The organism is Psychrobacter sp. PL19, assembly GCF_017875835.1.
Classification (GTDB): domain Bacteria; phylum Pseudomonadota; class Gammaproteobacteria; order Pseudomonadales; family Moraxellaceae; genus Psychrobacter.
Genome location: NZ_JAGING010000001.1, coordinates 274559 through 300611 on the forward strand (window position 1 = coordinate 274559; position 26053 = coordinate 300611).

The 26053-nt window shown below is 44.2% G+C and carries 23 protein-coding genes; 13 read left to right on the top strand and 10 right to left on the bottom strand.

Annotated features, from left to right (window positions below; genetic code table 11):
- Positions 1-115: 115 nt before the first annotated feature.
- Positions 116-1654, bottom strand: a complete 1539-nt coding sequence (gene gspE, locus H4W00_RS01050) for a type II secretion system ATPase GspE (protein ID WP_209955603.1) — start codon at positions 1652-1654, stop codon at positions 116-118.
- Between the two features lie 284 nt (positions 1655-1938).
- On the opposite strand from gspE, the gene H4W00_RS01055 reads away from it, so the two are divergent.
- Both H4W00_RS01055 and H4W00_RS01060 read left to right on the top strand, forming a co-directional pair.
- A complete protein-coding gene (locus H4W00_RS01055; RefSeq protein WP_209958781.1) occupies positions 1939-2763 on the top strand; it encodes a thiazole synthase in 825 nt (274 codons plus the stop codon).
- A gap of 224 nt (positions 2764-2987) precedes the next feature.
- Entirely contained in the window at positions 2988-4382 is a 1395-nt protein-coding gene (locus H4W00_RS01060; RefSeq protein ID WP_209955605.1) for a WS/DGAT/MGAT family O-acyltransferase, read from the top strand.
- Between the two features lie 106 nt (positions 4383-4488).
- Here H4W00_RS01060 and H4W00_RS01065 read toward each other — a convergent pair whose 3' ends face one another.
- Complete coding sequence (locus H4W00_RS01065; RefSeq protein WP_209955607.1) at positions 4489-5316, bottom strand: inositol monophosphatase family protein; 828 nt, start codon at positions 5314-5316, stop codon at positions 4489-4491.
- A 318-nt stretch (positions 5317-5634) separates the two neighbouring features.
- Positions 5635-7767, bottom strand: coding sequence for a 1-deoxy-D-xylulose-5-phosphate synthase (gene dxs, locus H4W00_RS01070; protein WP_209955609.1), 2133 nt, complete (start codon positions 7765-7767; stop codon positions 5635-5637).
- Between the two features lie 568 nt (positions 7768-8335).
- Between dxs and ribA the strand changes: the two genes are divergently transcribed.
- From ribA to H4W00_RS01085, 3 genes are all read left to right on the top strand, one after another.
- Positions 8336-9010, top strand: coding sequence for a GTP cyclohydrolase II (gene ribA / locus H4W00_RS01075; protein ID WP_209955611.1), 675 nt, complete (start codon positions 8336-8338; stop codon positions 9008-9010).
- Positions 9011-9060: 50 nt separating this feature from the next.
- A complete protein-coding gene (hemF, locus tag H4W00_RS01080; protein ID WP_209955612.1) occupies positions 9061-10101 on the top strand; it encodes an oxygen-dependent coproporphyrinogen oxidase in 1041 nt (346 codons plus the stop codon).
- A gap of 543 nt (positions 10102-10644) precedes the next feature.
- On the top strand, positions 10645-11118 hold the full coding sequence (locus tag H4W00_RS01085) for a c-type cytochrome (protein ID WP_209955615.1): 474 nt from the start codon (positions 10645-10647) through the stop codon (positions 11116-11118).
- A 273-nt stretch (positions 11119-11391) separates the two neighbouring features.
- On the opposite strand, the gene gloA is transcribed toward H4W00_RS01085, so the two are convergent.
- Together gloA and H4W00_RS01095 are read right to left on the bottom strand one after the other, a co-directional pair.
- On the bottom strand, positions 11392-11955 hold the full coding sequence (gene gloA / locus H4W00_RS01090; RefSeq protein WP_209955617.1) for a lactoylglutathione lyase: 564 nt from the start codon (positions 11953-11955) through the stop codon (positions 11392-11394).
- A 204-nt stretch (positions 11956-12159) separates the two neighbouring features.
- The gene (locus H4W00_RS01095) at positions 12160-12798 is read right to left on the bottom strand and encodes a carbonic anhydrase (protein WP_209955619.1); all 639 of its coding nucleotides are present in this window, start codon (positions 12796-12798) and stop codon (positions 12160-12162) included.
- A gap of 398 nt (positions 12799-13196) precedes the next feature.
- Here H4W00_RS01095 and potA point away from each other — a divergent pair, with 398 nt between their 5' ends.
- The 4 genes from potA to H4W00_RS01115 all read left to right on the top strand — a co-directional run bounded on the left by potA (position 13197) and on the right by H4W00_RS01115 (position 17266).
- On the top strand, positions 13197-14537 hold the full coding sequence (gene potA / locus H4W00_RS01100; RefSeq protein ID WP_442966417.1) for a spermidine/putrescine ABC transporter ATP-binding protein PotA: 1341 nt from the start codon (positions 13197-13199) through the stop codon (positions 14535-14537).
- A complete protein-coding gene (gene potB, locus H4W00_RS01105) occupies positions 14537-15415 on the top strand; it encodes a spermidine/putrescine ABC transporter permease PotB (protein ID WP_209955621.1) in 879 nt (292 codons plus the stop codon). The genes potA and potB overlap by 1 nt, the downstream gene beginning before the upstream one ends.
- Entirely contained in the window at positions 15415-16269 is an 855-nt protein-coding gene (gene potC / locus H4W00_RS01110; protein ID WP_334684835.1) for a spermidine/putrescine ABC transporter permease PotC, read from the top strand. The genes potB and potC overlap by 1 nt, the downstream gene beginning before the upstream one ends.
- 106 nt (positions 16270-16375) lie before the next feature.
- Complete coding sequence (locus H4W00_RS01115; protein ID WP_209955623.1) at positions 16376-17266, top strand: LysR family transcriptional regulator; 891 nt, start codon at positions 16376-16378, stop codon at positions 17264-17266.
- A gap of 303 nt (positions 17267-17569) precedes the next feature.
- Here the strand turns inward: H4W00_RS01115 and H4W00_RS01120 are convergent, their stop codons facing one another.
- The 4 genes from H4W00_RS01120 to H4W00_RS01135 form a co-directional block, all read right to left on the bottom strand.
- Positions 17570-17941, bottom strand: coding sequence for a CrcB family protein (locus tag H4W00_RS01120; protein ID WP_209955626.1), 372 nt, complete (start codon positions 17939-17941; stop codon positions 17570-17572).
- Positions 17942-18044: 103 nt separating this feature from the next.
- Positions 18045-19094, bottom strand: coding sequence for a tRNA (adenosine(37)-N6)-threonylcarbamoyltransferase complex transferase subunit TsaD (gene tsaD, locus H4W00_RS01125; protein ID WP_209955628.1), 1050 nt, complete (start codon positions 19092-19094; stop codon positions 18045-18047).
- A 273-nt stretch (positions 19095-19367) separates the two neighbouring features.
- Positions 19368-19928, bottom strand: a complete 561-nt coding sequence (locus H4W00_RS01130) for a c-type cytochrome (protein WP_334684836.1) — start codon at positions 19926-19928, stop codon at positions 19368-19370.
- 240 nt (positions 19929-20168) lie between these two features.
- Positions 20169-20729, bottom strand: coding sequence for a c-type cytochrome (locus H4W00_RS01135; protein WP_209955630.1), 561 nt, complete (start codon positions 20727-20729; stop codon positions 20169-20171).
- 404 nt (positions 20730-21133) lie between these two features.
- Here H4W00_RS01135 and rpsU point away from each other — a divergent pair, with 404 nt between their 5' ends.
- Together rpsU and H4W00_RS01145 are read left to right on the top strand one after the other, a co-directional pair.
- Positions 21134-21349, top strand: coding sequence for a 30S ribosomal protein S21 (gene rpsU / locus H4W00_RS01140; protein WP_025651930.1), 216 nt, complete (start codon positions 21134-21136; stop codon positions 21347-21349).
- 273 nt (positions 21350-21622) lie between these two features.
- Positions 21623-22072 carry a GatB/YqeY domain-containing protein gene (locus tag H4W00_RS01145; RefSeq protein WP_209955632.1) on the top strand — a complete coding sequence of 150 codons (450 nt, stop codon included), beginning with the start codon at positions 21623-21625 and terminating at the stop codon, positions 22070-22072.
- A 150-nt stretch (positions 22073-22222) separates the two neighbouring features.
- Here H4W00_RS01145 and H4W00_RS01150 read toward each other — a convergent pair whose 3' ends face one another.
- Positions 22223-23932, bottom strand: coding sequence for a M48 family metalloprotease (locus H4W00_RS01150; protein ID WP_327192867.1), 1710 nt, complete (start codon positions 23930-23932; stop codon positions 22223-22225).
- A gap of 398 nt (positions 23933-24330) precedes the next feature.
- Between H4W00_RS01150 and H4W00_RS01155 the strand changes: the two genes are divergently transcribed.
- Together H4W00_RS01155 and rpoH are read left to right on the top strand one after the other, a co-directional pair.
- On the top strand, positions 24331-24831 hold the full coding sequence (locus H4W00_RS01155; protein ID WP_209955634.1) for a sulfurtransferase TusA family protein: 501 nt from the start codon (positions 24331-24333) through the stop codon (positions 24829-24831).
- A gap of 274 nt (positions 24832-25105) precedes the next feature.
- Positions 25106-25969: an RNA polymerase sigma factor RpoH gene (gene rpoH, locus H4W00_RS01160; protein ID WP_209958786.1), complete on the top strand. Its 864-nt coding sequence runs from the start codon at positions 25106-25108 to the stop codon at positions 25967-25969.
- The last annotated feature ends 84 nt before the right edge of the window (positions 25970-26053 follow it).

Consider the following 26053-nt stretch of genomic DNA (forward strand, 5'->3'; position numbering starts at 1 on the left):
GAGACAGCCGCTTATCAAGCGGCAATAGCAGCACACGCTCAACAGTCTAATATTATCGATATGTAGCGCGATGCTGACCAATTATTCTATAGACTCTTTTTAACCAATTACTTTATCAAAGAATAGCGTCATCGGTTAAGGCGCTTTCTTTGGTCACCCGCAATACTTCCTCTAAGGTAGTACGTCCCGCTATCACTTTATGCAAACCATCAGCACGAATGGATGGGGTCTGTTGCCGTGCATAGGCTTCTAATTCATATTCTGCGGTATTGCTATGAATCATCCGTCGCAATGCATCATCAACAGGGACCACTTCATATATTGCGGTTCTGCCTTTAAAGCCGGACTGATTACACTTATCACAGCCAACGGCTCTAGGCAGATTAATTACGGTTTCTACCGAATCTACACCCTCTGTTCCAACACCAATTTCAGCAAATAATTTTGCTTGCTCAGGATCTGCCTGTTGCCACGTATGGCAATGTAGACACAGAGTACGTACCAGGCGCTGCGCGACCACGCCAATCAGTGACGACGATAGTAAAAACGGCTCAATACCCATATCTTGCAGACGAGTCACCGCGCCAATAGCCGTGTTAGTATGCAGAGTCGATAATACCAAATGGCCGGTTAATGACGCTTGTACCGCGATCTCAGCAGTTTCAATATCACGAATCTCACCCACCATCACCACATCTGGATCTTGACGTAGCATTGCGCGCAGACTTTTAGCAAAGGTCATATCGACCTTGTTATTAACTTGGGTCTGCCCAATACCATCTAATTGAAACTCAATGGGATCTTCGGCGGTTAAAATATTACGCGTTTGGTCATTAAGATCAGTCAAAGCAGCATATAAGGTAGTGGTCTTACCCGAACCTGTAGGGCCAGTCACTAGGATGATGCCATGAGGTCGATGAATTAAGCGTTTAAGCTCACTATAATCGTTATCTAGCAATCCTAGATACGTCATATTAAGATGACCGGCTTGTTTGTCCAACAAACGCATCACTACCCGTTCGCCGAAGCTGGAGGGTAAAGTAGATACCCGCACATCGACTTCGCGCCCGGCCAGTCTTAAGCTAATACGTCCGTCTTGCGGCACGCGCTTTTCGGCGATATCAAGTTTAGCCATGACTTTGATACGTGACACCAATAATGGGGCCAGTTGGCGTTTGGGTGTGATGATTTCTTTGAGTTCGCCATCGACCCGAAAACGCACTACCAGTCGCTTCTCAAAAGTTTCAATATGAATGTCTGAGGCGTTAAGGCGAATAGCTTCTGATAGCAATGCATTAATCAGGCGAATAATGGGGGCATCATCCTGCTGATCCATCAAGTCTGCAGTTTCAGGGACGCTATCCGCTAAGCTATCAAGGTCAGGGTGATCTTCAAGCCCAGCGGCAATGTGCTGTGATTCGCCAGTATTACCAGCGTAGGCCGCGTTCATGCGCTTTTCGAAAGCATCTGAACCGACACTTTCGTAAGTAGGTATACCGCGGACGCCTTGCTGCTGCAAAAACCGTACGGCCTCATTGATGGCAGATAACGGCGTTGCTGTAGTCAATATCAGTGTTGGCGGCAGCGCAGGATCAATAGCAAGAATAGCCAACAGCTGATGGCGTTTTGCGAAACTGTACGGCAGTTGCATCATAGAGGCGACCTGATAAGTGAGAAAGCGTGGTGGATCTAATATAAAAAACGTTGAGCGCTTAAAGGATTAAATCTAATAAACAACATAAGTAAGCCCGCATGAGTTTGTTATACTAACATTTTGTTTTGCTCAGCTAACATACCATTTACGATGCTGATTTATTTTTGCATTGAAGATGTCATTTGCCCCTTATCCTTGATATCTTACCTTGATGTTTGTTCTTATTTTAAGTTTTTATCTTTTATAGCTCACTTGTTATTAAGGTTCCACATATGTCACAAGTCATGACCTCATCTGCGGTTAACGCTGCCAACCCCATCTCTCTTGCTCAAGATACCTTTACCGTTGGTAGTCGGACGTTTTCGTCACGGTTACTCGTAGGTACGGGCAAGTATAAAGACATGACCGAAACTGGCATAGCGATAGCTGCCTCGGCAGCGGAGATAGTGACTGTCGCCATCCGCCGTACTAATATTGGCCAGAACAAGGATGAGCCTAACCTGCTTGATGTCATTTCACCGGATAAATATACTATATTACCTAATACTGCTGGTTGCTTCGATGCCGAAACCGCAGTACGTACCTGCAAGCTCGCCCGCGAGCTGCTCGGTGGTCATAACCTCGTTAAACTGGAAGTATTGGGCGATGAAAAAAGCCTCTATCCTAATATAATGGAAACCCTTAAAGCGGCCAAGGTATTAATTGATGATGGCTTTGAAGTGATGGTTTATACTTCGGACGATCCGATAGTCGCCCAAGAATTAGAGAGTATGGGCTGTGTGGCCATTATGCCGCTTGGTAGCTTGATCGGTTCTGGCCTTGGTGTACTCAATCGCCATACGCTCAGTTTGATTATAGAAAATGCTAAAGTCCCTGTACTGGTAGATGCTGGTGTTGGTACCGCCTCGGATGCAGCAATTGCTATGGAGCTTGGCTGTGATGGCGTACTGATGAACTCAGCGATTGCCAATGCCCAAAATCCAGTACTGATGGCGCAGGCAATGAAACACGCTATTTGGGCAGGTCGTGAGGCGTTTTTGGCAGGTCGTATGCCGATGCGTAAAATAGCACATGCCAGCTCACCGCAGACCGGATACTTTTTTCAGTAAAATAAGTACTTCATAGCTTGCTGTCATAAATTTTTGAGTAGCCATTTTTTAAGTGATTAGCTGTCAGCTAATAGTCTTTTTAATGACCGTTTAATAGGGAAAATTTAATAATAAAAAGCGAGTAATGGAATACTAAAAAAACTTAACTTAACCGCTGTTGGTATTGATGCGCCGTCATAATGGCCACTTATAACGCACAGCTCATTGACCTTAAAGGACACGCCATGCGATTGTTGACGGCAGTTGATCAATTATTCTTACTTCTTGAGTCGCGTAAACAACCCATGCACGTTGGTGGTTTATTCTTATTCGAATTACCAGCAGGTGCACAGGACGCTGATAGCAATTTTGTCTATCAGTTGGTAAAGCAGATGCAAACGTCTACGGTGCCGCCAAGTTTCCCATTTAACCAGGTGCTCGAGCATCTATTGTTTTGGGAACAAGATGAGGACTTCGATGTTGAGCATCACTTTCGCCATATCGCCCTACCCAAACCAGGGCGCGTCCGCGAGCTGCTCACGTACGTTTCAAGAGAGCATGGGCGCTTGCTAGATCGTGCCATGCCATTATGGGAATGTCAGGTTATCGAAGGTATTGTGCCCGAGTCCGACGATAGCCCAGAACGCTTTGCATTATATTTTAAAATTCATCATTCCTTAGTTGACGGCATCGCGGCCATGCGCCTTATTCAAAAGTCGCTGTCACAGTCCCCAACCGAGCCCATGACTCTGCCGGTGTGGTCGCTAATGACGCGCCATCGTAACCAAGTTGATGCCTTAATTCCCGCTGCTCGCTCTGTGAGACGCATTATTAAAGAGCAACTGTCCACTATCAAACCCGTGTTTACCGAGCTATTGGACAATATCAAACATCATGGTGATGACGATTATGTCGGTACCTTCGATGCACCAATGAGTATCTTTAATCAGCGTATCTCAGCTTCTAGGCGAATCGCCGCACAATCTTATGAGATGCAACGCTTTAGCAATATTGCTCATGAGCTGGGTGTCAGTATGAACGATGTGGTTTTGGCAGTGTGCGCAGGCGCTATTCGCCGTTACTTGTTATCGATGGACGCCTTACCAAGTAAGCCACTCATTGCGTTTGTGCCGATCTCATTGCGCCGTGATGACAGCTCAAATGGTAATCAGATTTCATTTTTATTGGCCAATTTAGGCACACATTTGGATAATCCTATAAGCCGACTACAGCTGATTCACCGTAGCATGAATAGTGGTAAACGCCGTTTTAGCCGGATGAATCAAGCACAGGTTATTAACTACAGCGCTATCTCTTATGCCTGGGGAGGCTTCAACTTGTTGACCGGTCTGTTCCCCAAAAGACAAGCCTTTAACCTCATTATTTCTAACGTTCCTGGCTCCAAAAAGCCGCTGTACTGGAATGGCGCACCACTCAAGGCCTTGTATCCCGCCTCTATTATATTTAACGGCCAAGGAATCAACATTACCCTTGCCAGCTATTTGGATAAAATTGAATTTGGGATTATCGCCTGTAGTAAGCTGCTACCGCATGTGCAAGATATGTTGACCTTGATTGATGAAGAACTAGAGTTATTGGAACATGTCAGTAAAGAGAAGCCGTTAGAGTTGCCTGAATGACTTTAGTAGTTATTCATTATGATAGTGTTAATAGCAGCACAATAAAAAAGCTGACTCCAATAGGAAGTCAGCTTTTTTTAACACTAAAATTTTGAGAGGTGACTACTTATACCGCATCACGCCATGTCGGTACGACTATTTGCATCAGTGGTTTTAGCAACTTCACATTACAGGCAAAGATCGAACCGGTTTTCATAGAATCATGGGCGCCAGTATGATCGACAACCACACCGCGTGCTTCGGTAACGATAAGCTCACCGGCCGCGATATCCCACGGTTTAATAGACATCTCAAAGTAACCATCAAAACGACCGGCCGCGACATAGCACAAATCTAATGCGGCTGAGCCTAAACGACGAATTTGACCGCCCGCTTCACAGACTTTTTGTAGGCTTTCAAAATGTTCTTTAGCGTAAGAAATAACTTCGCCATTACGCTTACGCTCAAGTGGGTGACCAGTCGTAAACAGACCACCTTCGAGAGTTTTGCGCTCACTAACGCTGATACGGCGCTGGTTTAAACGCGCACCTTTACCACGACTGGCAGAGAACATTTCATCACGAACGGGGTCATAGACCACACCATGCTGAGTGACACCTTTATGCTGCACTGCAATAGATACGCAGAATTGTGGCACACCGTGAACAAAGTTTTTGGTGCCATCTAACGGATCAATAATCCAGCACCAGTCAGCATCTTCGCCTTTACCCTCTTCCATACCAAACTCTTCACCCAAGAACGAATGGTTTGGATAACTGGCTTTCAGGGTCTCAATGGTCAGCTCTTCACTAAATCGGTCAATGCGCGTAACCAGTCCATCAAGGCCTTTGGATTCGATATCCAGCTCAATTTTGTGGCGGTTTTGATGCGCGTATAAAATCTCTTTACCGACTTTTTCGGCAGCACGCGCTGCGATAACGACCATGGGTTCCATAAATAACCTATTTGCTTGATGAATGAATAAAACGAACGAATAATACCAATTAATAATGCTAATCTGGTGTTTGCAACTTGCCAACTGGCCGTTGTCTCACACCATTTTTGCACGCTCTCAAAAATCTTAACGTCATTGTACTAAAAATATTAAGTAGAGACGAAAAAAATCGTCGTGCTCACCAAGCTAACCATCATTAATGGTTGCCATCACACAGCGCAAGTTTTAAAACAGTCAGCACCTACGGCTAGCAGGCGTTATTTTCATCTATTTAACTTAATACTTTTACGGTAAAACGATTTTAAAATAAATCCTAACTTATGACAGCAGACGCTGGAGCTGCTTAACGACACCGACAACATCCAAACCACAATCTGCTAATTGCTCAGCTTGCGAGCCATGCGCTAAAAAGCGGTCGGCAATGCCAATATTACAGATTGCCGGACGGTTATTCTTAAAGGCAGCAGACTCATTAAGCAAATACTCATTTACGGCACTGCCTGCACCGCCCATAATCATATGCTCTTCTAAAGTTGCAATATGAGTGATTCCTTGCACCAGCAAGCGCTCTAATAGTTCAACATCTAAAGGTTTCACCCAGCGCATATTCACCACTTGCACCTGACAGTTGTCGACAGCATCATTTATATTATGGTCTATTTCAAGAGTAGACGTTTCATGAGTACCTGGCTCTAAACGAGCAGCGGTCAATATTTCTGCAGCGTGCTGCGCGGTTGCGACCATGGTGCCAAATGCAAGCAGCGCTAATTTAATTGGCGCATTCTCAGAGCCTAAGGTTGACTCTATCAGCGCTTGACCGACTTTATAGTATTGCGCGGGGCGTATAATTGTCGCACCCGTACCACTACCACGTGGATAGCGTACCGCCGTACACCCTTGGTATTCATAACAAGTGTTGAGTAACTGATAGCATTCATTTTCATCTTTGGGCGCCGCAATCAGCATATTAGGGACGCAGCGCAAAAATGCAAAATCAAATACGCCAGCGTGAGTCGCACCATCTTCACCGACTAGCCCGGCACGATCGATAGCAAACGTCACATCAAGATTTTGTAGCGCAATATCATGAATAAGCTGGTCGTAGCCACGCTGCAAAAATGTCGAATAGATTGCTACGATCGGCTTGACACCCTGCGTTGCCATACCACCAGCCAACGTGACGGCATGTTGCTCGGCAATAGCCACATCAAAAAACCGCTCTGGAAACTGACGGGCAAACTCGATCATCCCCGAACCTTCTTCCATAGCCGGAGTAATCGCTAGTAGCCTATCGTCCTGAGCGGCTGTGTCACATAAAAACTGTCCAAATACTTGTGAGTATTTTAAAGCAGGCGTGCTTTTTGGCTTATGGCTGTTTGCTGGCTCATGGCTGTCTACTAGCTCACGGCTGTCTTCAACAGGTAATTTACTAATCGCGTGATAACCGACTGGGTCTACCTCAGCGGGCGCAAAACCTTTACCTTTAGTGGTATAAATATGAACTAGAACTGGGCCTTTAACTTGTTTCGCTAATGATAAAACGCGCAATAGCTCAGGGATGTTATGGCCATCGAATGGACCAAAATAAGTAAAGCCAATCGCTTTAAATAAATTATCTTCTAATTGCGCTACATCACGTTGTTCTTTATGACGCTTACGTCTAGTAAAAGCCTGCATAATTGGACGTTGGCGTAATACGGGGGCACCTGACTCTGAAATATTGACCTGATACCCTGACTCCCACAGCATCGCTAAATGCCGTGAAAACCCACCAATAGAGCAGGATATCGACATATCATTATCATTCAAAATCACTAATAGATCAGCGTCCTGTTGCACCGCATCATTCATCGCTTCAAAGGCCATACCGCCTGTCATAGCGCCATCGCCAATCACACAAGCGACTGTCTGCGCACGCCCTTGGTAGCGTAGCGCTAGACTCATACCAAGGCCGGCTGAAATCGAGGTCGATGAATGTCCAACCCCAAAAGTGTCATAGACAGACTCTATACGCTCAGGGAAAGCCGTCAAGCCGCCTTTGGCACGTATGCTACCTAGCTGATCACGGCGACCAGTCAAGACTTTATGAGCATAAGCTTGATGACCCACATCCCAAACAATCTGGTCTTGGGGCGTATCTAACAAATAATGTAGCGCAATGGTCAGCTCAACCACGCCTAAATTTGCCCCAAAGTGTCCCCCACTTTGACCCGCTGAATACAACAGGAACAGCCGCAGCTCATCAGCCAAGTTTATTAGCTGAGCAGTGGTAAATATTTTAAGATCAAGAGGCGCGTCAATAGCGTCAAGCAAGGGTGTACGAGGGCGCTCACGTGGAATCTGAGTGAATGTCTGTTGCAAACTTGATAGATGTGCAGCAGAATCAGAGGCAGATGGCCCATGTGACGACGTTGGTGACCGAGACTGTGAGGAAAGAGGTGACTGCTGCATAAACCGTACGATACCTACTCATCTACTGACAAGATGCTATCTTGCCATATCATTATGCACCGTTATCGTATTGATACGGCTACGTTAATAAAGTTTTTAATACTATTTTATAAGGTTGAGATTTATGGGGTTGAGATTTATATAACCGTAAATTTAACTACAAGCGACGTTAAACTGACTACCAGCTCATAATAAATTACGATGTGTCTTTTTATTTTATTTTATTACTAGGTGTTTACTATAGTGCCACCAATCATTATATCTTGTTATATTTGGTCAATATTAGGCGTTAATGACGATACAGTAATTTAAGGACAAAGACTTGTCACTGTATCCTCCAAAATAGTATGGCATAATAGCATTTTTTTTAAACGGCCGCTTTAATCATCGTGAGTAGTCTGTGAACTTTGTGTGTTTTTATCGCAAATTCACTAAGCGTGCTATTCTTACGAACAGGTTATACTAATAAACACTAGCCATAATAATATGGTTATCACGACATAGCTATTATAACATGGCTATGCCAGACCCCTCTACCGCCACGATGATCGGCTTATGCAGGACATTAATGTCATATCAATTTATCACCAGTGCCAAATTACCTACTCGTCACGGCGAGTTTGATATTCATATCTTTGAAAATGAAGACGGTCAAGAGCACGTAATGCTTACGGTCGGTTTACCGGTTGTAGATAGCGCCATCGCTACTACCATGGCCAATAATAATGGCGATCATAAGCTGGCAGAGCCCCTCATTCCACTGATACGTATTCATTCTGAGTGCTTAACAGGAGACGCTTTTAGCTCGTTAAAATGTGATTGCGGTGCCCAGCTCAATACCGCCATGCAGGCAATCCAAGAGACTGGCTGTGGCGCTGTTTTATATTTGCGTCAAGAAGGCCGTGGTATTGGGCTGACCAATAAAATTCGCGCCTATGCCCTACAAGAACAAGGCCATGATACCCTAGATGCTAATCTGATGTTAGGGTTGCCCGCTGATGCGCGTACTTATGAGATGTGTGGGCCAATGCTGGCACATATCGGTGTTAATGAGGTACGCCTTATCACCAACAATCCAGATAAAGTCGCTTATTTAACCGAAAATGGTATTAATGTGGTTGAACGCGTGCCGCTGGTGGTGGGCGTTAATGATATCAATGCCAGCTATTTGGCAACCAAGCGTGATCGCATGGGGCATTTACTCGACAAAGAGCTCTATACAGAAAAGCACCATAATAAATAACGTTACTATTCACATCACACATCACATAAATCATTATTATAGATATTTTTATGACCATTCCCAATGTAAATAACAAGCCGACCGATGATGCAGCTAGCGGTATAGCCAATAATCCTCTTGATTCAAATCCAATCGTTCCAACAGCTAATGACATCACGCAGGTGCGTGATTTTTTAGTCGATTTACAAGCACGTATCTGTCAGGCGTTGGAGACACAGGAGTCTATGTCTGACTCTGATAATATCGGTAATCATGCCACCTTTATTCCCGATGACTGGGAGCGTCCTGAGGGCGGTGGCGGGCGCTCATGTATTTTGGCAGATGGCAAGGTGATCGAAAAAGCAGGCGTCATGTTCAGTCATATTCATGTCCATAACTTGCCAGCTTCAGCGACTGCACGCCATCCTTATATTGCCGGACGCAGAGCGCAAGCGATGGGAGTCTCACTGGTTGTCCACCCGAGAAATCCTAATGTTCCAACCAGTCATGCGAACGTACGCTTGTTTGTCGCTGAGGCAGTGGGCGAAGATCCTATTTGGTGGTTCGGTGGTGGTTTTGATTTAACGCCATTTTATCCAGTATTGGCAGACTGCGTGCATTGGCATCAAGTCTGTCATGACCTTTGTGTGCCATTTGGCGACAGTATCTACCCTGATTTTAAGCAGTGGTGTGATGAATACTTCCATCTGCGTCATCGTGATGAACAGCGCGGTATCGGTGGTCTATTCTATGATGATGTCAATACTGAAAGCCGTGGCTGGGACTTTGAGACCTGCTTTGAGTTTATGAAAGCAGTCGGCAATGGTTATCTTGACGCTATCCTACCGATCTTTGAGCAGCGTCAAGATACGCCCTATACTGAAGAGCAACGTGAATTCCAGTTATATCGTCGGGGTCGTTATGTCGAATACAATCTAGTTTATGACCGCGGTACTTTGTTTGGGCTACAAAGTAACGGCCGTATTGAGTCAATTTTAGTCAGTATGCCCCCTCTTGCCAGCTGGCATTATCGTTTTGAACCTGTTGAAGGCACGCCAGAGTTTGAATTGACTAATTACTATCTAAAACCGCAAGACTGGTTGACTTTATAGTCCTTATTGGCATAATCAAAGACTAATTAAACAAACAAATGTTTTACTGGACTACTTATTTTCACAACTATAGCGCTTCGTACCTATAAACAAAGCCTAGTTGAACGGTAGTGTATTGTTTGTAACCAGACCCGTTCTCAATCAAACAACGGCTACACCGTAAGTAAGGTCAGCTGTGATAGCTGACCTTACTTATATAAGTTTCATATGTGTTTATAGTTTTTCATGATGTATAAATAATTTTAGTCGGTTTTTTAGGAGTTGCTTTAACCACTACCAACCTAGTAGGTAGAACCTTATTCTTATATTGGATTTTGGATTAAATTTGTTTACATACAGCACGTGACTCACGTGCATTACTTATAACTGTCACAGTTACGTTTTTGGCAATACTTTTAACAACCTGCTAACAAAGAAAAAATTAAGAAAACCAGTCGTTTTAAAACTTTATTTTAAAACATTTAATGGCAGTGATTTAATTTGTTGGCGAGCATTTATTTGCTTCGGCATCTTATGAAAAGCCACATATAAGGGAGTCTACACATGTCACGGATTCACAGTAATAAATCGTTAAATTCTATTGTTGGTATCACTTTAATGACCGCCTTACTGGGTCTAACTGCTTGTAGTGCCCCTGCTAACCCTGATGTCAAAGCACGTCAAAACATAATGAAAAACTATGGCGATGCGATGGGTGTCATGGGTGATATGATGAAAGCGCCGGATACTTTTGATGCGGCAATAGTCAAAGAGCAAGCCGCCTTCTTAGCCAAGGAGTCTAAAAGCCCTTGGCGTCATTTTGAGGACCAAGAAGCCGTTGGTAATGCTACCGAAGCCGTTTGGTCAAATGCTGATGACTTCCGCACTAAGTCAGAGAACTTTCAACAGGCAACCGCTGAGCTGAACAATGCTGCACAGACAGCGACTAGCGTTGACGGTTTTAGGCCTGCCTTCGGCGCTGTTGGTAAAAGCTGTAAGTCTTGCCACGATGACTACCAAGTAAAAAAAGAGGACTAATATCTAACTGGGTATTGTCTATTTACTGTTAACGATAGAACCTATAACGCGGCAAACAGACCATCGTTTAGCACGTAAAAAACCGCCAATATACAAGATATTGGCGGTTTTTTATTTTGAACTAAAAAGATTAACAAGTAAAAACAACTTCAAGATATTTTCACTATTACTATCTTGCTTATTCAGCTTATTGACGACCGTTCTTACAGAAGGGTCGCTCAAGTCCAGTGTACGTATTGGCAACGGTATATTGATGCCGGCGGTATCAATGAATTAGCCCATCAAGTCCGCTTGTACAATTTCAATCCAATAGCCATCAACGTCTTCGATAAAGGCGATGTTTTTCATGCTGCCCTGTTCAGGACGTTTTTTGAATGCCACCTCATGGCTATCGAACCAAGCTACTGCGGCAGGCAGGTCAGGTACACTAAAGCAAATGTGGCCAAAACCCTGCGGCTCTTGGTTACCATTATGATAGCTAAAGTCATCTTGGGTTTCGGTACCGTAGTTATGAGTCAGTTCTAAAATACCGCGCTGACGAAAAGTATAAATCGCTAAGTCATCACCAGCTGGTAGATTATCACGCTCGTCGTCGGTCAATTTTGCGAGAAAATAAAGATCAAACTCCATTTCAGGAAACTTCTTTACCGCTAATAATGTCATGCCTAGCACACCGGTATAAAATTCTAATGATTTGGCGGGATCTTTTACCCGTAACATAGTGTGGTTAAAAGTAAAACCACTGGTTATCGCCGCAATAGGCTGAACACCAGCCGCCCGAATACTATTGTCAGGTTGGGGGCTGATTGAGGTTGAATCCGATGTAGAGTTAGACATAAATATTATTATCCTAATTATAAAAATGTATTAAATAAAGTGAATGCACTGTCTTGTTATAAAAGTCGTCCTATCACGAAATCAAACTCAGCAAAGGGATCGGCATATCAAACCAATAATAGGACAGATGTCTACCCTATCATAGTTAAAAAACAAATTTTTATTGATAGGGTGTTGTAAACTTATGGAGCTTATTTATATCAACTAGCTGTCTAAAAAGCGTACCTTGCCAGTCTCTAAATCGTATTCAGCACCGACAATTAACAGCTGCCCATTACTTGATAAGTCCTCTAAAATGCGCGAACCATGCTTAAGCTGGCTGACGGACATACGCACGTTGGCACGGATTGAGCGATCAACCAGTTGATCAGTATCGATATCTTGACCATTAGCAGTGGCCAGTTCGTGCAAGTTATGAACGCTGGGGCGAATACGATCGACGATAGATTGTAGATTGGGTGAGTAATGTTGATCCGGATTAATCAGCGCCTCCACACAGGCGGTCACCGCGCCGCACTGTGAATGCCCAAGTACCACGACCAATTGGGTACCAAACGCCTCGGCTGCAAATTCGACTGAGCCAATTTGTGAAGGCGCGACCACATTACCAGCCACACGAATGACGAACAGGTCGCCTAAACCTTGATCAAAAACAATCTCTACCGGCACGCGTGCATCAGAGCAGCCTAAGATAATGGCCAAGGGGTCTTGATCTTTAACCAACTCTGGCCGCTTTTGCATCATCGGATCAGCGTTGTTAAGACTGTCGACATAGCGGGTGTTGCCTTCTTTAAGAAGCTCCAATGCTTCTTGACCTGTTTTTGGGCGCGTATTAGCAGTCATGAGGTGTCCTTGAGGATACTGAGTGATAAAAATAATAAGTGGCTTTAACGATTATTAGGCTAACTCTTTTTAACTAAAAATTTTTAGCCCTAAAATGATTGTATAGGAATAAAAGTAAGGAAATATTAAAAAATTTACTTTCCCAAGAATATTTTCTACGTGTAGTAGCCTCTTGCTTTCGATGAGAAGCCATACAAATCATATCAATGACCACGCTATAGCCTGCGTAATTGGTAACGAACTTGCACTAATAGTTAGTGATGGTTTGTTATAATACGCAGCTATTAGACCGCGCTTACACTTATACCAAAGCACTTTTTATACCGCTTATACCGCGCTCGCTATCGACAGCCCTATTCAAGTGGTACTAATACCCTGGTATTTTAGGAATTTATCTCATGCCTGACTCCCCTGCAAACGTGCCTGCAACTGCTATGCCCTCTCATGCCAGTTCTGGCACTAATGCCATCGATACCATCGATACCATCGATACCATGGCGACTGATGTGCTATTACAATTGACCGGGCTAAAAAAGACCTATGATGAGACTGAAGTATTAACAGACATCAATCTGAATATTAAGCGTGGTGAGTTTTTGACTCTACTTGGGCCATCAGGGTGCGGTAAGACTACCTTGCTGCGCCTAATTGCAGGTTTTGAGCAGCCGACAGCGGGGGCCATTTATTTAGAGGGCGTACAAATGGCTGGGTTGCCAGCCGATAAACGTCCAGTGAATACGGTATTCCAGCAGTACGCGCTATTTCCGCATATGACCGTGGCACAAAATGTTGCGTATAGTCTTAGAATCAAAAAAGTTCCCAAAGACGAGATTCAAACGCGCGTCCGCGATATTCTAGCGATGGTACAACTTGGCCATTTGGCCAACCGCAAGCCGCAAGATTTATCCGGCGGTCAGCAGCAACGGGTTGCTATCGCGCGCGCCGTCATCAATCGTCCTAAATTACTACTACTGGATGAACCCCTGTCAGCGCTCGATCATAAACTGCGTTTGCAAATGCAGTCAGAGCTCAAGCGCTTGCAACGCGAGCTAGGTATTACCTTTGTGTTTGTTACTCACGATCAAGAAGAAGCGCTGTCAATGTCAGATCGCATTGCGGTGATGAAAGATGGTAAGTTTCAGCAAATTGGCACCCCAATTGAGATTTATGAAACCCCAGCAAATTTATTTACCGCCAAATTCATCGGTGAGACCAATCTCTTTAAGGCAGAAGTACGGGGCGTTTATCCAGATCAGCCAGATCGCGATGGCCAGGTAACCAACGGCCGCATTGCCGTGGAAGTCTGTGAGTCGCAAGCGCAAGAGGGCCCAACCACCTTACGCAATCTACGCCGTCCTGACTTTGCAAACGAGATAAAAGTTGGTGATATGGTTAATCTGCTATTGCGCCCTGAAGATTTACGTATTTATGAAGTCGATGACAGTGCCCATAGCGGACTACTTGGCCACGTTATTGAGAGTAACTATAAAGGCAGTACTTTAGACTCTATTATTGAGCTACAGAACGGCCATATCATCAAGGCTTCTGAGTTTTTTGATGAGGACGATCCGAGTTTTGATTATAAGCTGAATGAAGCGGTCAAAGTTTCATGGGTCGATGGTTGGGAATGGGTCTTACCAAATGATAACTCTGTTGATGATAAGACCGATAATGAGTCTGACAGTGACATTAATAGTGGCAAGGCCGTTAGCACGACTGTCCAAAAGGATATAAGCTAATGGCGCGCACAAGTTTAAGTAATAAAAGCCCTTTTCGTACCGCGACCCTGTGGCTGATTTGGGGTTGGCTGCTCCTCTTTGCGCTATTGCCGAATTTATTGGTTATTGCGGTCAGTTTTTTGACCCGTGACAGTAGTGATTTTATTAGTCTACCGGTTAGCATCAACAGCTATGTGCGCATGATTGATCCGCTGTATTTCGAGGTCTTTATGCACTCATTGTGGATGGCAGGTATTACTACCGTCATTTGCCTGGTACTTGGCTATCCCTTTGCCTGGCTGGTATCCAAAGCCAAACCACGTTGGCAACCGCTATTAATGATGATGCTGATACTGCCATTTTGGACCAACTCTTTAGTACGTACTTATGCGCTTAAATTACTGTTTGCCAATAACGGTTTAATCAATAAGTTTTTACTGGCTATCGGTATTATTGATAGTCCTATTGATATTTTATATACCCAAGGCGCGGTGATTGCGGGATTAACCTATTTATTATTCCCATTTATGGTGTTGCCGCTATATGCTGTTTTTACCGACCTACGCAATGATATGCTGCTGGCGTCGCAAGACTTGGGCGCATCAAAAACTCAGACTTTTTGGCATGTGGTATTGCCTTTGACTACGCCCGGAATTATTTCAGGTGTGCTGTTGGTATTATTGCCAGCGATGGGTATGTTTTACGTGGCAGATATCTTGGGTGGTTCACGCAACTTATTGGTCGGTAATATTATCAAAAACCAATTTTTAGATGCGCGTGACTGGCCATTTGGCGCAGCAGCCAGCGTCTTGTTAACCCTAGCTATGGCGGTGTTGCTACTTGCTTATCGCGCCAGTAGTCGCCGTATTGGCAAGACTGACTTTAATGAGGTGGCCTAATGTCTGACTCTCATAAAAGCCAGATTATCAAAACCAAACCGCCTCATCAGCCTAAACGTAACAAGTCTACTATTAAGCAAAATATCAAGATTGGCAGTGTCGCGGCAAAAAGCTATCTAGGACTTATCTACGCCCTGCTGTATCTACCAATCATTGTCTTGGTCGTTATGTCCTTTAATAAGTCAAAAATTGGCTACAATTGGGGTGGCTTTAGTTTAAGGTGGTATGAGTCGCTATTTAAAAACCAAGCCATGCTTGATGCTTTTTGGCATTCCATTGTCTTAGGCTTGGTAGCCGCAACCGTTTCAACCTTAATAGGCACCTTGACTGCCTTGGCATTACATCGTTATGACTTTCGCGGGAAGGGTTTATTAAACGGCTTGCTGTTTGTGCTGATGATGTCACCTGAAATTGTCCTTGCCATTTCTTTGCTGGCTTTATTTTTATTAATTGGTCTACAGTTAGGCTTTGTATCGCTACTATTGGCTCACATTACCTTTTGCCTACCTTTTGTAGTTATCACGGTATTTGCACGATTGAGTAGCTTAGATGAGCGGCTGATGGAAGCGGCGCGAGATTTGGGCGCGAATGAATCGACTATGGTACGTACGGTATTAATTCCAGTGATACTGCCCGCAGTGATGGCAGGTTGGCTGTTAGCTTTTACTTTATCACTCGATGATGTGGTGGTATCCACCTTTGTTACCGGTCCCAGCTATGAGATTCTACCGCTACGTATCTATTCTATGGTGCGCGTGGGACTCAAGCCTGAAGTCAATGCCATTGGTACGATCCTGCTGGCCGCGTCCCTAATACTGGTTATAATCTCGCAATTACTATTACGTCGGCGCTAAAGAGCAATGAACGGTGCTGATAATAAGTTTTGAATAAAAAGCCTCACAACCCTATTTATAGTATTTTTCTCCCTTCATTTTTTTAAATAAGCAGTTAGGTTATTCTATGCTCGAACTTCGTCATCTAAATACTCTAACCGCGCTACGAGCCCATGGTTCACTGGCAGCGGCGGCCGATGAGTTGCATGTCACTGCCTCTGCGGTATCACATCAGCTAAAAGAGCTGGAAAACTACTATGACATTAGCTTGGTTAATCGCCGAACACGTCCGCTGACTTTTACTCCAGCAGGCAAAACGGTACTGGCCTTAGCTGACAGTATTATGCCGCAGGTTACCCGTACTAAAGCCAATCTTAAGCGTTTGGCTCACGGTCAAGCTGGTAGAATGCGCTTGGCCTCTGAATGTCATAGCTGCTTTGACTGGTTAATGCCGATTCTCAATCACTATCGTCGTGAATGGTCAGATGTGGAATTAGATTTTGCGACTGGCTTTGAGCCTGAGCCGCATCATTTATTAATGGAAGGTGATATTGATTTATTGATCACTACTAGCAATTTGCCAATAGACGGTATCAGCTATCAACCCTTATTTGAATACGAAAGCCGCTTGGTGCTGTCGCCATTACACAATCTAGCAGAGCAACATTTTATTTGCCCAGATGACTTATGTGAGGAAACCTTAATTGCTTACCCAGTAGAAGCAAAACGTCTTGATATCATCGCCAATTTTATGACACCCGCCCAGGTAAGTTTTAAGAACATCCGTACTACTGAGCTGACGGCGATGCTTATTCAGTTGGTCGCCAGTGAACGCGGGGTAGCAGCACTACCCGATTGGGTGGTCGCAGAATATGAAAAAAAAGGCTGGGTAGTCTCTCGCCCATTAGGTACTGGCGTCTTTTGTCAGCTGTATGCCGCTACTCGTGTCTCAAGCAAGGATACGGCTTATATGCAAGGATTCGCCAGTTTATTAGAAGGGATAAAAAAGCCATTGTAGCCGATATCTGTTGAACTTATTATTTAGGATAACTTTACGTATAGTCAGTTCAAAATAAAATAGATACATTTGTGTCAGCGTACTACTGGTATAAATTTTTCTTGCTTGCTGTTCGCAAGCGGGACAGAGGCTGCAAAAAATTCATACCAGCAGCACTGTATCTTTTTTAACTTGGATCGACTATAGCATCTGGAAAATACAACCTCTAGAACAACCCTCAGAAAACCAGTAACTGTTCGCTATTCCGGTCGTCTGCAATCTAATATTTACTTAAGCTAGATTCAGTTTTTACAGATAATCGAATCACAAGATCGACTTAAAAAAGTAAAATCCGAGCGCGGTCGCTAATAATGTTAGCCCAACATGCAAACCTATCAGCCCTAAACCCGCCAATAATTTACCCGCGTGAATAAAGGTAAAAACCTCAGCGCTAAAGGTACTGAAGGTAGTCAACCCGCCCAAAAAACCAGTGATCACAAACAGCCTGACGTTAGAAGACAGTTCACTACCCACCCGCTCAAACCATACTAGCGCTAACCCTATTAACAACCCACCTAAAATATTAGCACCCAAAGTCCCAAGCGGTATCCAATTATGCAGCGGATTAAAGCGTGCTAGCCATGCCCGCAGGCATGCGCCGATTGCTGCTCCTAAACCGATGGCGAGCCATTGCATGATGTCATCCTTTCCTTAATACCTACTATTAATAAGTAGCGTGTTGATCTGTACCATTAATAGATGGCCCTAATAGATACTATTTTGATAAGCACCACACCTGTTACACTGCCGGCAACTCAGTCATTGGCCAACGTGGCACGCAGGTGACAGCCAAATCATCACTCTGGCCTGCTTGCAAGCGCTGATAACCAGCATAAGCAATCATGGCGCCATTATCCGTACATAATGCGGGTGGCGCATAATGTACGGTGGCGTTTATTTTTGCCAACTCGGTCTCAAGCGTTATGCGTAAATGGCTATTGGCACTGACACCTCCGGCTATCACCAGACGGCTCATATCTACCTGCTTAAGTGCTTTGACGCATTTCTTAACTAAGGTATCGACCATCGCATGTTGGAAGCTCGCTGCTATATCGGCTCGAACTTGTGGATCGCTATCAGAACCTATACCTGAACCAGGGGTGTCTTTAATGAGATTATGGACAGCGGTTTTCATACCACTGAATGAAAAATCTAAACCGCGGTGCAGCATCGGGCGCGGTAGATTGTAAGCATTGGGATTGCCGGTCTTAGCAAGCTTGGCAATATTAGGGCCACCCGGATACGCTAAACCCAGCATTTTTGCCGCTTTATCAAAGCATTCGCCTGCCGCATCATCAATCGACTCGCCTAATATTTCGTACTGGCCCATACCTTGTGCCGCAATAAGTAAGGTATGACCGCCAGATACTAATAACGATACAAAAGGAAATGCAGGTGGATTGGCGCCCATCAATGGCGCTAATAAATGCCCTTCCATATGATGCACACCAATCGCTGGAATGTTCAATCCATAAGCCAGACTGCGACCAAATAGAGCGCCGGTCATCAATGCACCAATTAGCCCAGGGCCTTTGGTGTAAGCAATAGCGTCAATATCATTTTTACTGATGTCGCATTGATCTAACAGCTCATTAAGTAACGGTACCAGCTTGCGAATATGATCACGGCTGGCAAGCTCAGGCACCACACCACCATAGACCGCGTGTAGTTCTATTTGCGAATACAACACTTGCCCAAGTAAACCCTGGTTGTCAGTGTCTATCAGCTCACTATCATAAATTGCTAGACCTGTCTCATCACAAGAGGTCTCCAAACCCAATACTTTCATGCTATTGCCTTTCTTTGTGCGTGGTTTTATCCATATTAATAAGCGACTATTTTTATCCGTAAAAAAACCGCTATTGTGAAACACAATGGCGGTAAGTTTAACAAATTTTCATCGCTAGAGTCGTAACCAGATAATCAGAATAGCTATTTATAACAATAAACACTGTTTATAACAGGCGATACGGCAGGCCAGTCTGACAGCCTGATTCGTCTACATAGGTTGAACCCTAATATCGGCTAATAGTTAATAGCTACTAGCTAGTAGCTATTAACATTAACTGACGGCGGCTATCATATAGTCAACGGCTGCATGGACTTGAGCTTCGCTGACCTCATCATTAGCCTGTGCTGGCATTTTGTTAAAACCTTTTGCCGAGTGCGTGTATAAGGTTTCTTTACCCTTCGCAAGACGTGGCGCCCAAGCGACCACATCACCGTATTTCGGGGCATTGAGTAGGCCATTTTGATGGCATACTTGACAGTTAGATTCGTATAGTTTGGCCCCGGCGTCGACTGCTAATAATTCAGTTTCGGTAGCGATAGGTTCAGCAGTAACTGCCGCAGTGGGCATAGGCGCTTCAACAACGGCTGGCTCTGCCACCTCACTTGTAGCCGCTTCCTCAGTATTAACGACGGGTTCTTCGACCGCGACTACTGCAGTTTCGGTGTCACTGACAGCAGCGGTCTCGTCAGTAGCAGTGTTGTCCTCACCACTACAAGCACTCAGCGTTAATAGTAGACTGAGACTCAGTGCTGACAATGCTAATTTGGCAACTGAGTTTTTATTCATAACATCCTGTTTATTGATAACTTCTTCCTTAATAGTCATGTTCATACCCTCATCTAATAGGCCATAATAGCAACTACTTGTTAATACTGTTAGTTTTTATTAAGACTATTATTATCTAAATGACAGCTACTAGAAAATTTGTGGATGTAACACTTTCTGACAGTCGAATTCAGGTGATTTCGTTGCCAACAAAGTTAACGCTATCGTGTATTTATATAGACTTAACGATATGTAGCCTAGCAGTCATATAGCTTGGTAATTTATAGCGGATTCAACGTCACCTTACTAGCTGGCTGCTGCAACCATATAGTCAACTGCTGCATGAACTTGCTCTTCAGTCACTTCAGCATTCACTTGCGCGTTCATCTGATTAAAACCATTTGCTGCATGGGTGTATAAGGTTTCTTTACCTTTCGCAATACGCGGCGCCCAAGCGGCTGCATCACCATATTTCGGCGCATTTAACAAACCGTTTTGATGACAAGCCACACACTGTTTACTGTAAAGTTGAGCACCAACATTAACGGCAAGATCTGCAGGCGCAGCAGCAGTCTCTGCTGGCGCAGCTCCTGCAGTGTCAGTCGCATCCGGCATATCCGCAGCGGCGGTTAAAGTCGCATCTTCAGCGGCGGCAGTTACCATCGGCGCAGTTTCTGCAAAACCCATATCTTCGGCTTCAGGAGCATTTTTACGGGCAAGCTCTTCCGCGGCTTCGACTCGATCGACTGCCAAGACTTCACCTGACTCTTTATCACCGCTACAGGCACTAATGCTAACGCCTAACGTGACGATCAATGTTGTCCATAGAGCAGTGCTGAATGAGCCTTTTATTACCGTTTTTTTCATCTTAACAACCTTAGTGAATTTGACGTAAAAGTATAAAACCCTTACTATAATACTGAATTTATCATAGCATAAACTGCGACCAATACGTTATAGTCAGCAAGGGTTTTTTGCGGGCAATTTATACACTACCGGTCAAAATTTTATTAAAATAATATCAAAAACGTTAAACTAAAAAGCAAATACCTAAACCAATAATGATACGATGAGCACCTTGATGATTATAATGAATAAATACGCTAAAGGCTTTGACTTTGCTGACATTTTTAGTTAAAATTGCCGCCCTTGTGCTATTGCACGAGACTGTCCTAGTTTGAGTTGATGCCGATAATTTTGAGATATTACGGCTAAATACTAATACACAACCGAACTAATGCCCTTTTATCTCATCCTCATAAGGAGTCTTCATGCCTGCAGTTAAGGTTAAAGAAAACGAACCAGTTGATATCGCTATCCGCCGTTTTAAGCGTGCCTGTGAAAAAGCCGGTGTCTTATCAGACGTGCGTAAGCGTGAGTTTTATGAAAAACCAACGCAAGAGCGTAAGCGCAAAAAAGCAGCTGCCGTAAAGCGTTATAAGAAAAAATTACAACGCGAAACTATCCGTACCACGCGTATGTATTAATCGTTTATAACGATTACAGTTTAAGCTTTTCAGTTTAGTATTTGAAACCTTTAAACTAACTGCTAATCTCTAAATATTTTGAGACTTGACAGACTAATAAAATTATTCGCAATACTGATATACTAACGCCACTGCTATCTATTGATATCAGTGGCGTTTTTTGTGCTACAATTTTTATTATTACCTCTATTTAAGAAGCTGTCATTACCAAGCTTGCTCTCATCAATCCGCTGTCATATAAAACCTATTAACCCATAAGGAATAATAATAGCCATGAGCCCACTCAAACAACATTTAGCAGACACTATCATAAAGTCTATGAAAGCGCGCGAGATTGAGCGTGTTAAAGTATTGCGTAATGTGCAAGCGGTCATCAAGCAAATCGAGATCGATCGTCGTACGGGACTTGATGATGCTGACGTATTAGAAGTGCTACAAAAACAGCTCAAACAGCGCCATGAGTCATTGACTATTTTTACTGAAAATGACCGTGAGGATTTGGCGACCAAAGAGCAGTTTGAAATTGATATCATTAACGAATTTATGCCCAAACAAATGGATGACGCCGAGCTTTCAGTTTTAGTGAACGCTGAAATTGCAAAACAAGGCGCAACCTCAATGCGTGATATGGGTAGTGTCATGGCCGTGCTAAAAGATAAAGCCGCTGGTCGTGCTGATCCTGCGTTGATATCGAAACTCGTGAAACAAGCACTCCAAGGTTAAAGCCTTATCAAAGCTTGGGCACGGCAAGCAAGAAAAACTTATGCCAGCAGTAGGTTATGTATCGATATTACTTTTTATTGACTACATGACTTTTAGTATCAAGTTTCAACGCGCCCTATATTCAAGCCATTAAAATATGCAAACAACCGCTTAAAGCTTATAGTTTTTAGCGGTTTTTACGGCTCTAATTTCTGCATTAATACTCGCTAATAACGGACGGGCACTAGTGGCTTGCGCCGTAGTTTGCATCTGTTCAGTCAGCTGCTTTGCTTGAGTAAGTGATATGAGTGCCGCGTCATAACGCCCACTCCATAGCTGATCATGACTGCGATAACGTAGCGCATTAATAGTCGCAATATGTGCGATTTGCGGTGAAGCGGTGGTTTTGGCTAATTTCTCATTAGCTAATTGCAGACTCTGCCAGGCATAGCGATCGCTTGGCTGCTGCTCGGTCAGCGGTTTTAGCAATGCTTGTGCTTGGATAGGCTGATTGCTATTGGTCAGCGCTTCTGCTAAATAGAGGCGTAAGTCACGGCGCTCAGGATAAAGACGCTGCTGACGCTGTAATACCTCAGCGGCCTGCTGCCATTTATCTTGTTCACTCAGTATTTGACTATGTGTGATAGACAAGAGAGGCTCTAATACTTGCCGCTGCGCACTTGGCAAGGCAGTGAGCTCGCTCATAACCTCATTAGCCTCTTCAAAGCGCTGTTGCTCACCGTACCAATGCATTAAGGCAATTTTTGCCCCCAAGCTGTTCTTCGCTGCGGTCGTTAGCGCGGTTTTTGAAACATGCTTACCGGTACTTTGTACCCGCCAATAGAGCAAGTCAAATAAAGCTTGATGGCGCTGCTGCTGATTTAATGACAGTGAAGGATAACGCTGAGCACGACTTTGCGCTTCACTTAGACGCTCATTACTTAGAGGATGCGAGCGCACAAAGCTCGGTAAAAATCGATTTTCAATTTGATTGAGCTGACTTTGTTGATTCAGCGTGGTGAAGAACCGCGGCATCGCCCGAGGATCGTAGCCAGCTTGAGTCATTATCTGCATGCCCACCCGATCAGCCTCACGCTCATTACTACGGCTAAAGGCCATGCTAGTATTCATCGCCAGGGTTTGGCTACCCATCATCACTGCCGCGGCAGCATCTCCATCAACTGCCGCTGCCGCAATAGCCGCCAATATTCCGCCTACTTGCATGAGTAAAGCTTTTTGACGCTCATCTGCCGCAAATTCATAATGCCGCTGGCTGATATGCGCGACCTCATGCGCCACTACGCTAGAGAGCTCGTCCATACTGCCTGCAGCCAATATCGTGCCTGTATTAATACCAATAACACCACCCGGCGCGGCAAACGCGTTAATACTGGGATTATCGATGATCACTAGTGCTAATGGTGCCTGCTGCCGTGCTTGCGCGTTGAGTCGCCAAGTGATGCCTTGTACGGTTTCTTGAATCCAAGGGTCATGTTCCATCTTGACGCGGCCGTTAATATTTTGTAGTGACCATTCGCCAATGAGCTTATTTTGATACTGTTCATTGAAACTTAGCCCTTGACCACGCAAACTAGGTAACGCTAATTCATCTAAATCTGATGCTTGCCAAGTACCATACGTCGAGGCAGTTACGGATGGCGCTGATGATGAAGGCAAAGGCGCAGCCTGGCTATAATTACTCGCTAATGCTGCAATCGCCAATAACACTGTGGAGAAGCCTGCTGACAAGCGTATTGATGATCCTAATGATAAAAACATTGGTAGCCGCCCGTTACCTTGTCGATATACAGGCGACTGCGCATTGCTTCGATGCTTATCGTATGGGCCTTTGTCTATAGACTGACAATTAAAATAGTACAATTGCGTATCCTATGCGATTATTTATAACCGGGTTAGTTATAACGCGATTAGTTATAAGGTCAGTTTCGACTATACGAGCTTGTCGCTATGAGGTCAATTCTAGTATGAGCTTGACTACCAATGTCTAAGCAGTGCGTCACTCTTGTGCAACATTGCTATGCGATGCTTTTGGCCTGTAGCAACAGTTGGCCTACTATTTTTATCCTGTCTTTATTGCAGCTGACTTTCGTATTGGCTGTCCTTTTATTCTAACTTACACAGTCATAGTAATGACAACTGCAAACAGCTGCAATTGCTAAGCGCTGATTTGTTATGATAGTAAATCTATAACACCGCTATTATGAAAATCAAATATTCAACACTGAGTATTAAAAGTTAATATGATAAAGGTATCATTTATGTCTGTTGCTAACGATTCATCAACCACCATGCACGCGCCTTATCAATTAAGTCTGGCGCAGACATTACCTAAGTCTGAGCAATGTAATATTACCTCATTGCTAACCTTATTGCCGACTGGCTTATTAACCGCTGGCTCATTAACTAATAAGTATATTAAAGATATCCAGCTAGACGGTGATGACGGGCAAAAAATAGCGTCTATTACTATCAAAAACCTAGTAGATGGACGCGGACTTGCCTGTCCAATGCCATTATTGAAGACTAAAGTGGCATTGCGCGGTGTGGCAACCGGCGAATCACTATACGTGGTTGCCACCGACCCTAACTCTCAAGCTGACATCATCGCATTTTGTCAGCAAACTCAGCAAACAGCTATGGCTGACACTCTATTATTATTAATTAATCAGGTGACTGACAGTTCAGTCACTGGTAGCGCCTCTACTCAAACGCTCGATACAATATTTCACTTCATCATTACTAAAACTGATAGCAACTAAGTAACGCTATCCTTTACAATTAAGATAACGACATCTTTTAAGATAGAGAAATCTTTCATCGACAACTTTGCTTACTTATTCAATTTTAATCAAGGTCAAGAATATGGCTACTGACTCGACGACGACATCGCAAAGTAATGACCCGCAAAATGGCAATAGTCCTGCTACTGAAACCAACCCAGCCCGGGAAGCGGCGCTGAAGGCAGCAGCACAGCGCCCACCTTATGATGCCAGTGCGCTCGAAGACACTAGTACACGTGACTTAGTGCCTGCCATGCCTACGCACTTATCTGCGCCTGGAGTGAATGTAGGTGCCTATATCAACACTGTACACCAAATCCCAATTTTGACCCCCACCCAAGAGCAAGAGCTAGCACACCGCTATTATGACGAAGGCGATGTTGAGGCTGCGCGCTTATTGGTGATGTCCCATCTACGTTTTGTCATTCATATTGCTCGCAGTTATTCTGGCTATGGCTTACCGCAAGCCGATTTGATTCAAGAAGGCAACTTGGGTTTGATGAAGGCAGTCAAACGCTTTGATCCCAATAAAGGCGTACGCTTGGTCTCCTTTGCAGTGCATTGGATTAAAGCTGAAATTCATGAGTTTGTGATTCGTAACTGGCGTATTGTCAAAGTGGCGACCACGAAAGCCCATCGTAAATTATTCTTTAATCTACGCAGTTTAAAGAAGACCAACAATCAGCTAACCTTAGAAGAAGCGGATGCTATTGCTCAAGATCTTAATGTTACCCGTAAGCAGGTCCTAGAGATGGAGTCGCGCCTGACCTCTTATGATGCCTCATTCGAGACCCAATCTAGTGATGATGACGATGGCCGTTATGCCCCGCAGTTGTTCTTAGAAGATGGAATCGATCCTGCCGAAATGGTGGAGGAGTCTGATTGGGAAGAGAATAATTCTTCAGCCCTGATCGCCGCCATGGATACGCTAGATGATCGCTCACGTGATATCGTTGAGCAGCGCTGGCTTACCGAGCAAAAATCTACTTTACACGAATTGGCGGCCGTCTATTCGATATCCGCAGAACGGGTACGTCAAATCGAAAAAAATGCTATGGATAAAATCCGCGATGCAATGACCATCGAAAGTGTCATCTTACCGGATGACATACAGTAGATAGCTATTAGCATTAGATCGCTACTAAATCGCTACTAAGTAGTCAGCAAATAGCTAGTAAATACGACTAGGTAATTGACTATA

Excerpts from the sequence above, each read along its gene's own strand:
- gspE (WP_209955603.1), bottom strand. The coding sequence starts at position 1,654 with ATGATGCAACTGCCGTACAGTTTCGCAAAACGCCATCAGCTGTTGGCT.
- H4W00_RS01055 (WP_209958781.1), top strand. The coding sequence starts at position 1,939 with ATGACCTCATCTGCGGTTAACGCTGCCAACCCCATCTCTCTTGCTCAA.
- H4W00_RS01060 (WP_209955605.1), top strand. The coding sequence starts at position 2,988 with ATGCGATTGTTGACGGCAGTTGATCAATTATTCTTACTTCTTGAGTCG.
- H4W00_RS01065 (WP_209955607.1), bottom strand. The coding sequence starts at position 5,316 with ATGGAACCCATGGTCGTTATCGCAGCGCGTGCTGCCGAAAAAGTCGGT.
- dxs (WP_209955609.1), bottom strand. The coding sequence starts at position 7,767 with ATGCAGCAGTCACCTCTTTCCTCACAGTCTCGGTCACCAACGTCGTCA.
- ribA (WP_209955611.1), top strand. The coding sequence starts at position 8,336 with ATGTCATATCAATTTATCACCAGTGCCAAATTACCTACTCGTCACGGC.
- hemF (WP_209955612.1), top strand. The coding sequence starts at position 9,061 with ATGACCATTCCCAATGTAAATAACAAGCCGACCGATGATGCAGCTAGC.
- H4W00_RS01085 (WP_209955615.1), top strand. The coding sequence starts at position 10,645 with ATGTCACGGATTCACAGTAATAAATCGTTAAATTCTATTGTTGGTATC.
- gloA (WP_209955617.1), bottom strand. The coding sequence starts at position 11,955 with ATGTCTAACTCTACATCGGATTCAACCTCAATCAGCCCCCAACCTGAC.
- H4W00_RS01095 (WP_209955619.1), bottom strand. The coding sequence starts at position 12,798 with ATGACTGCTAATACGCGCCCAAAAACAGGTCAAGAAGCATTGGAGCTT.
- potA (WP_442966417.1), top strand. The coding sequence starts at position 13,197 with ATGCCTGACTCCCCTGCAAACGTGCCTGCAACTGCTATGCCCTCTCAT.
- potB (WP_209955621.1), top strand. The coding sequence starts at position 14,537 with ATGGCGCGCACAAGTTTAAGTAATAAAAGCCCTTTTCGTACCGCGACC.
- potC (WP_334684835.1), top strand. The coding sequence starts at position 15,415 with ATGTCTGACTCTCATAAAAGCCAGATTATCAAAACCAAACCGCCTCAT.
- H4W00_RS01115 (WP_209955623.1), top strand. The coding sequence starts at position 16,376 with ATGCTCGAACTTCGTCATCTAAATACTCTAACCGCGCTACGAGCCCAT.
- H4W00_RS01120 (WP_209955626.1), bottom strand. The coding sequence starts at position 17,941 with ATGCAATGGCTCGCCATCGGTTTAGGAGCAGCAATCGGCGCATGCCTG.
- tsaD (WP_209955628.1), bottom strand. The coding sequence starts at position 19,094 with ATGAAAGTATTGGGTTTGGAGACCTCTTGTGATGAGACAGGTCTAGCA.
- H4W00_RS01130 (WP_334684836.1), bottom strand. The coding sequence starts at position 19,928 with ATGAACATGACTATTAAGGAAGAAGTTATCAATAAACAGGATGTTATG.
- H4W00_RS01135 (WP_209955630.1), bottom strand. The coding sequence starts at position 20,729 with ATGAAAAAAACGGTAATAAAAGGCTCATTCAGCACTGCTCTATGGACA.
- rpsU (WP_025651930.1), top strand. The coding sequence starts at position 21,134 with ATGCCTGCAGTTAAGGTTAAAGAAAACGAACCAGTTGATATCGCTATC.
- H4W00_RS01145 (WP_209955632.1), top strand. The coding sequence starts at position 21,623 with ATGAGCCCACTCAAACAACATTTAGCAGACACTATCATAAAGTCTATG.
- H4W00_RS01155 (WP_209955634.1), top strand. The coding sequence starts at position 24,331 with ATGTCTGTTGCTAACGATTCATCAACCACCATGCACGCGCCTTATCAA.
- rpoH (WP_209958786.1), top strand. The coding sequence starts at position 25,106 with ATGCCTACGCACTTATCTGCGCCTGGAGTGAATGTAGGTGCCTATATC.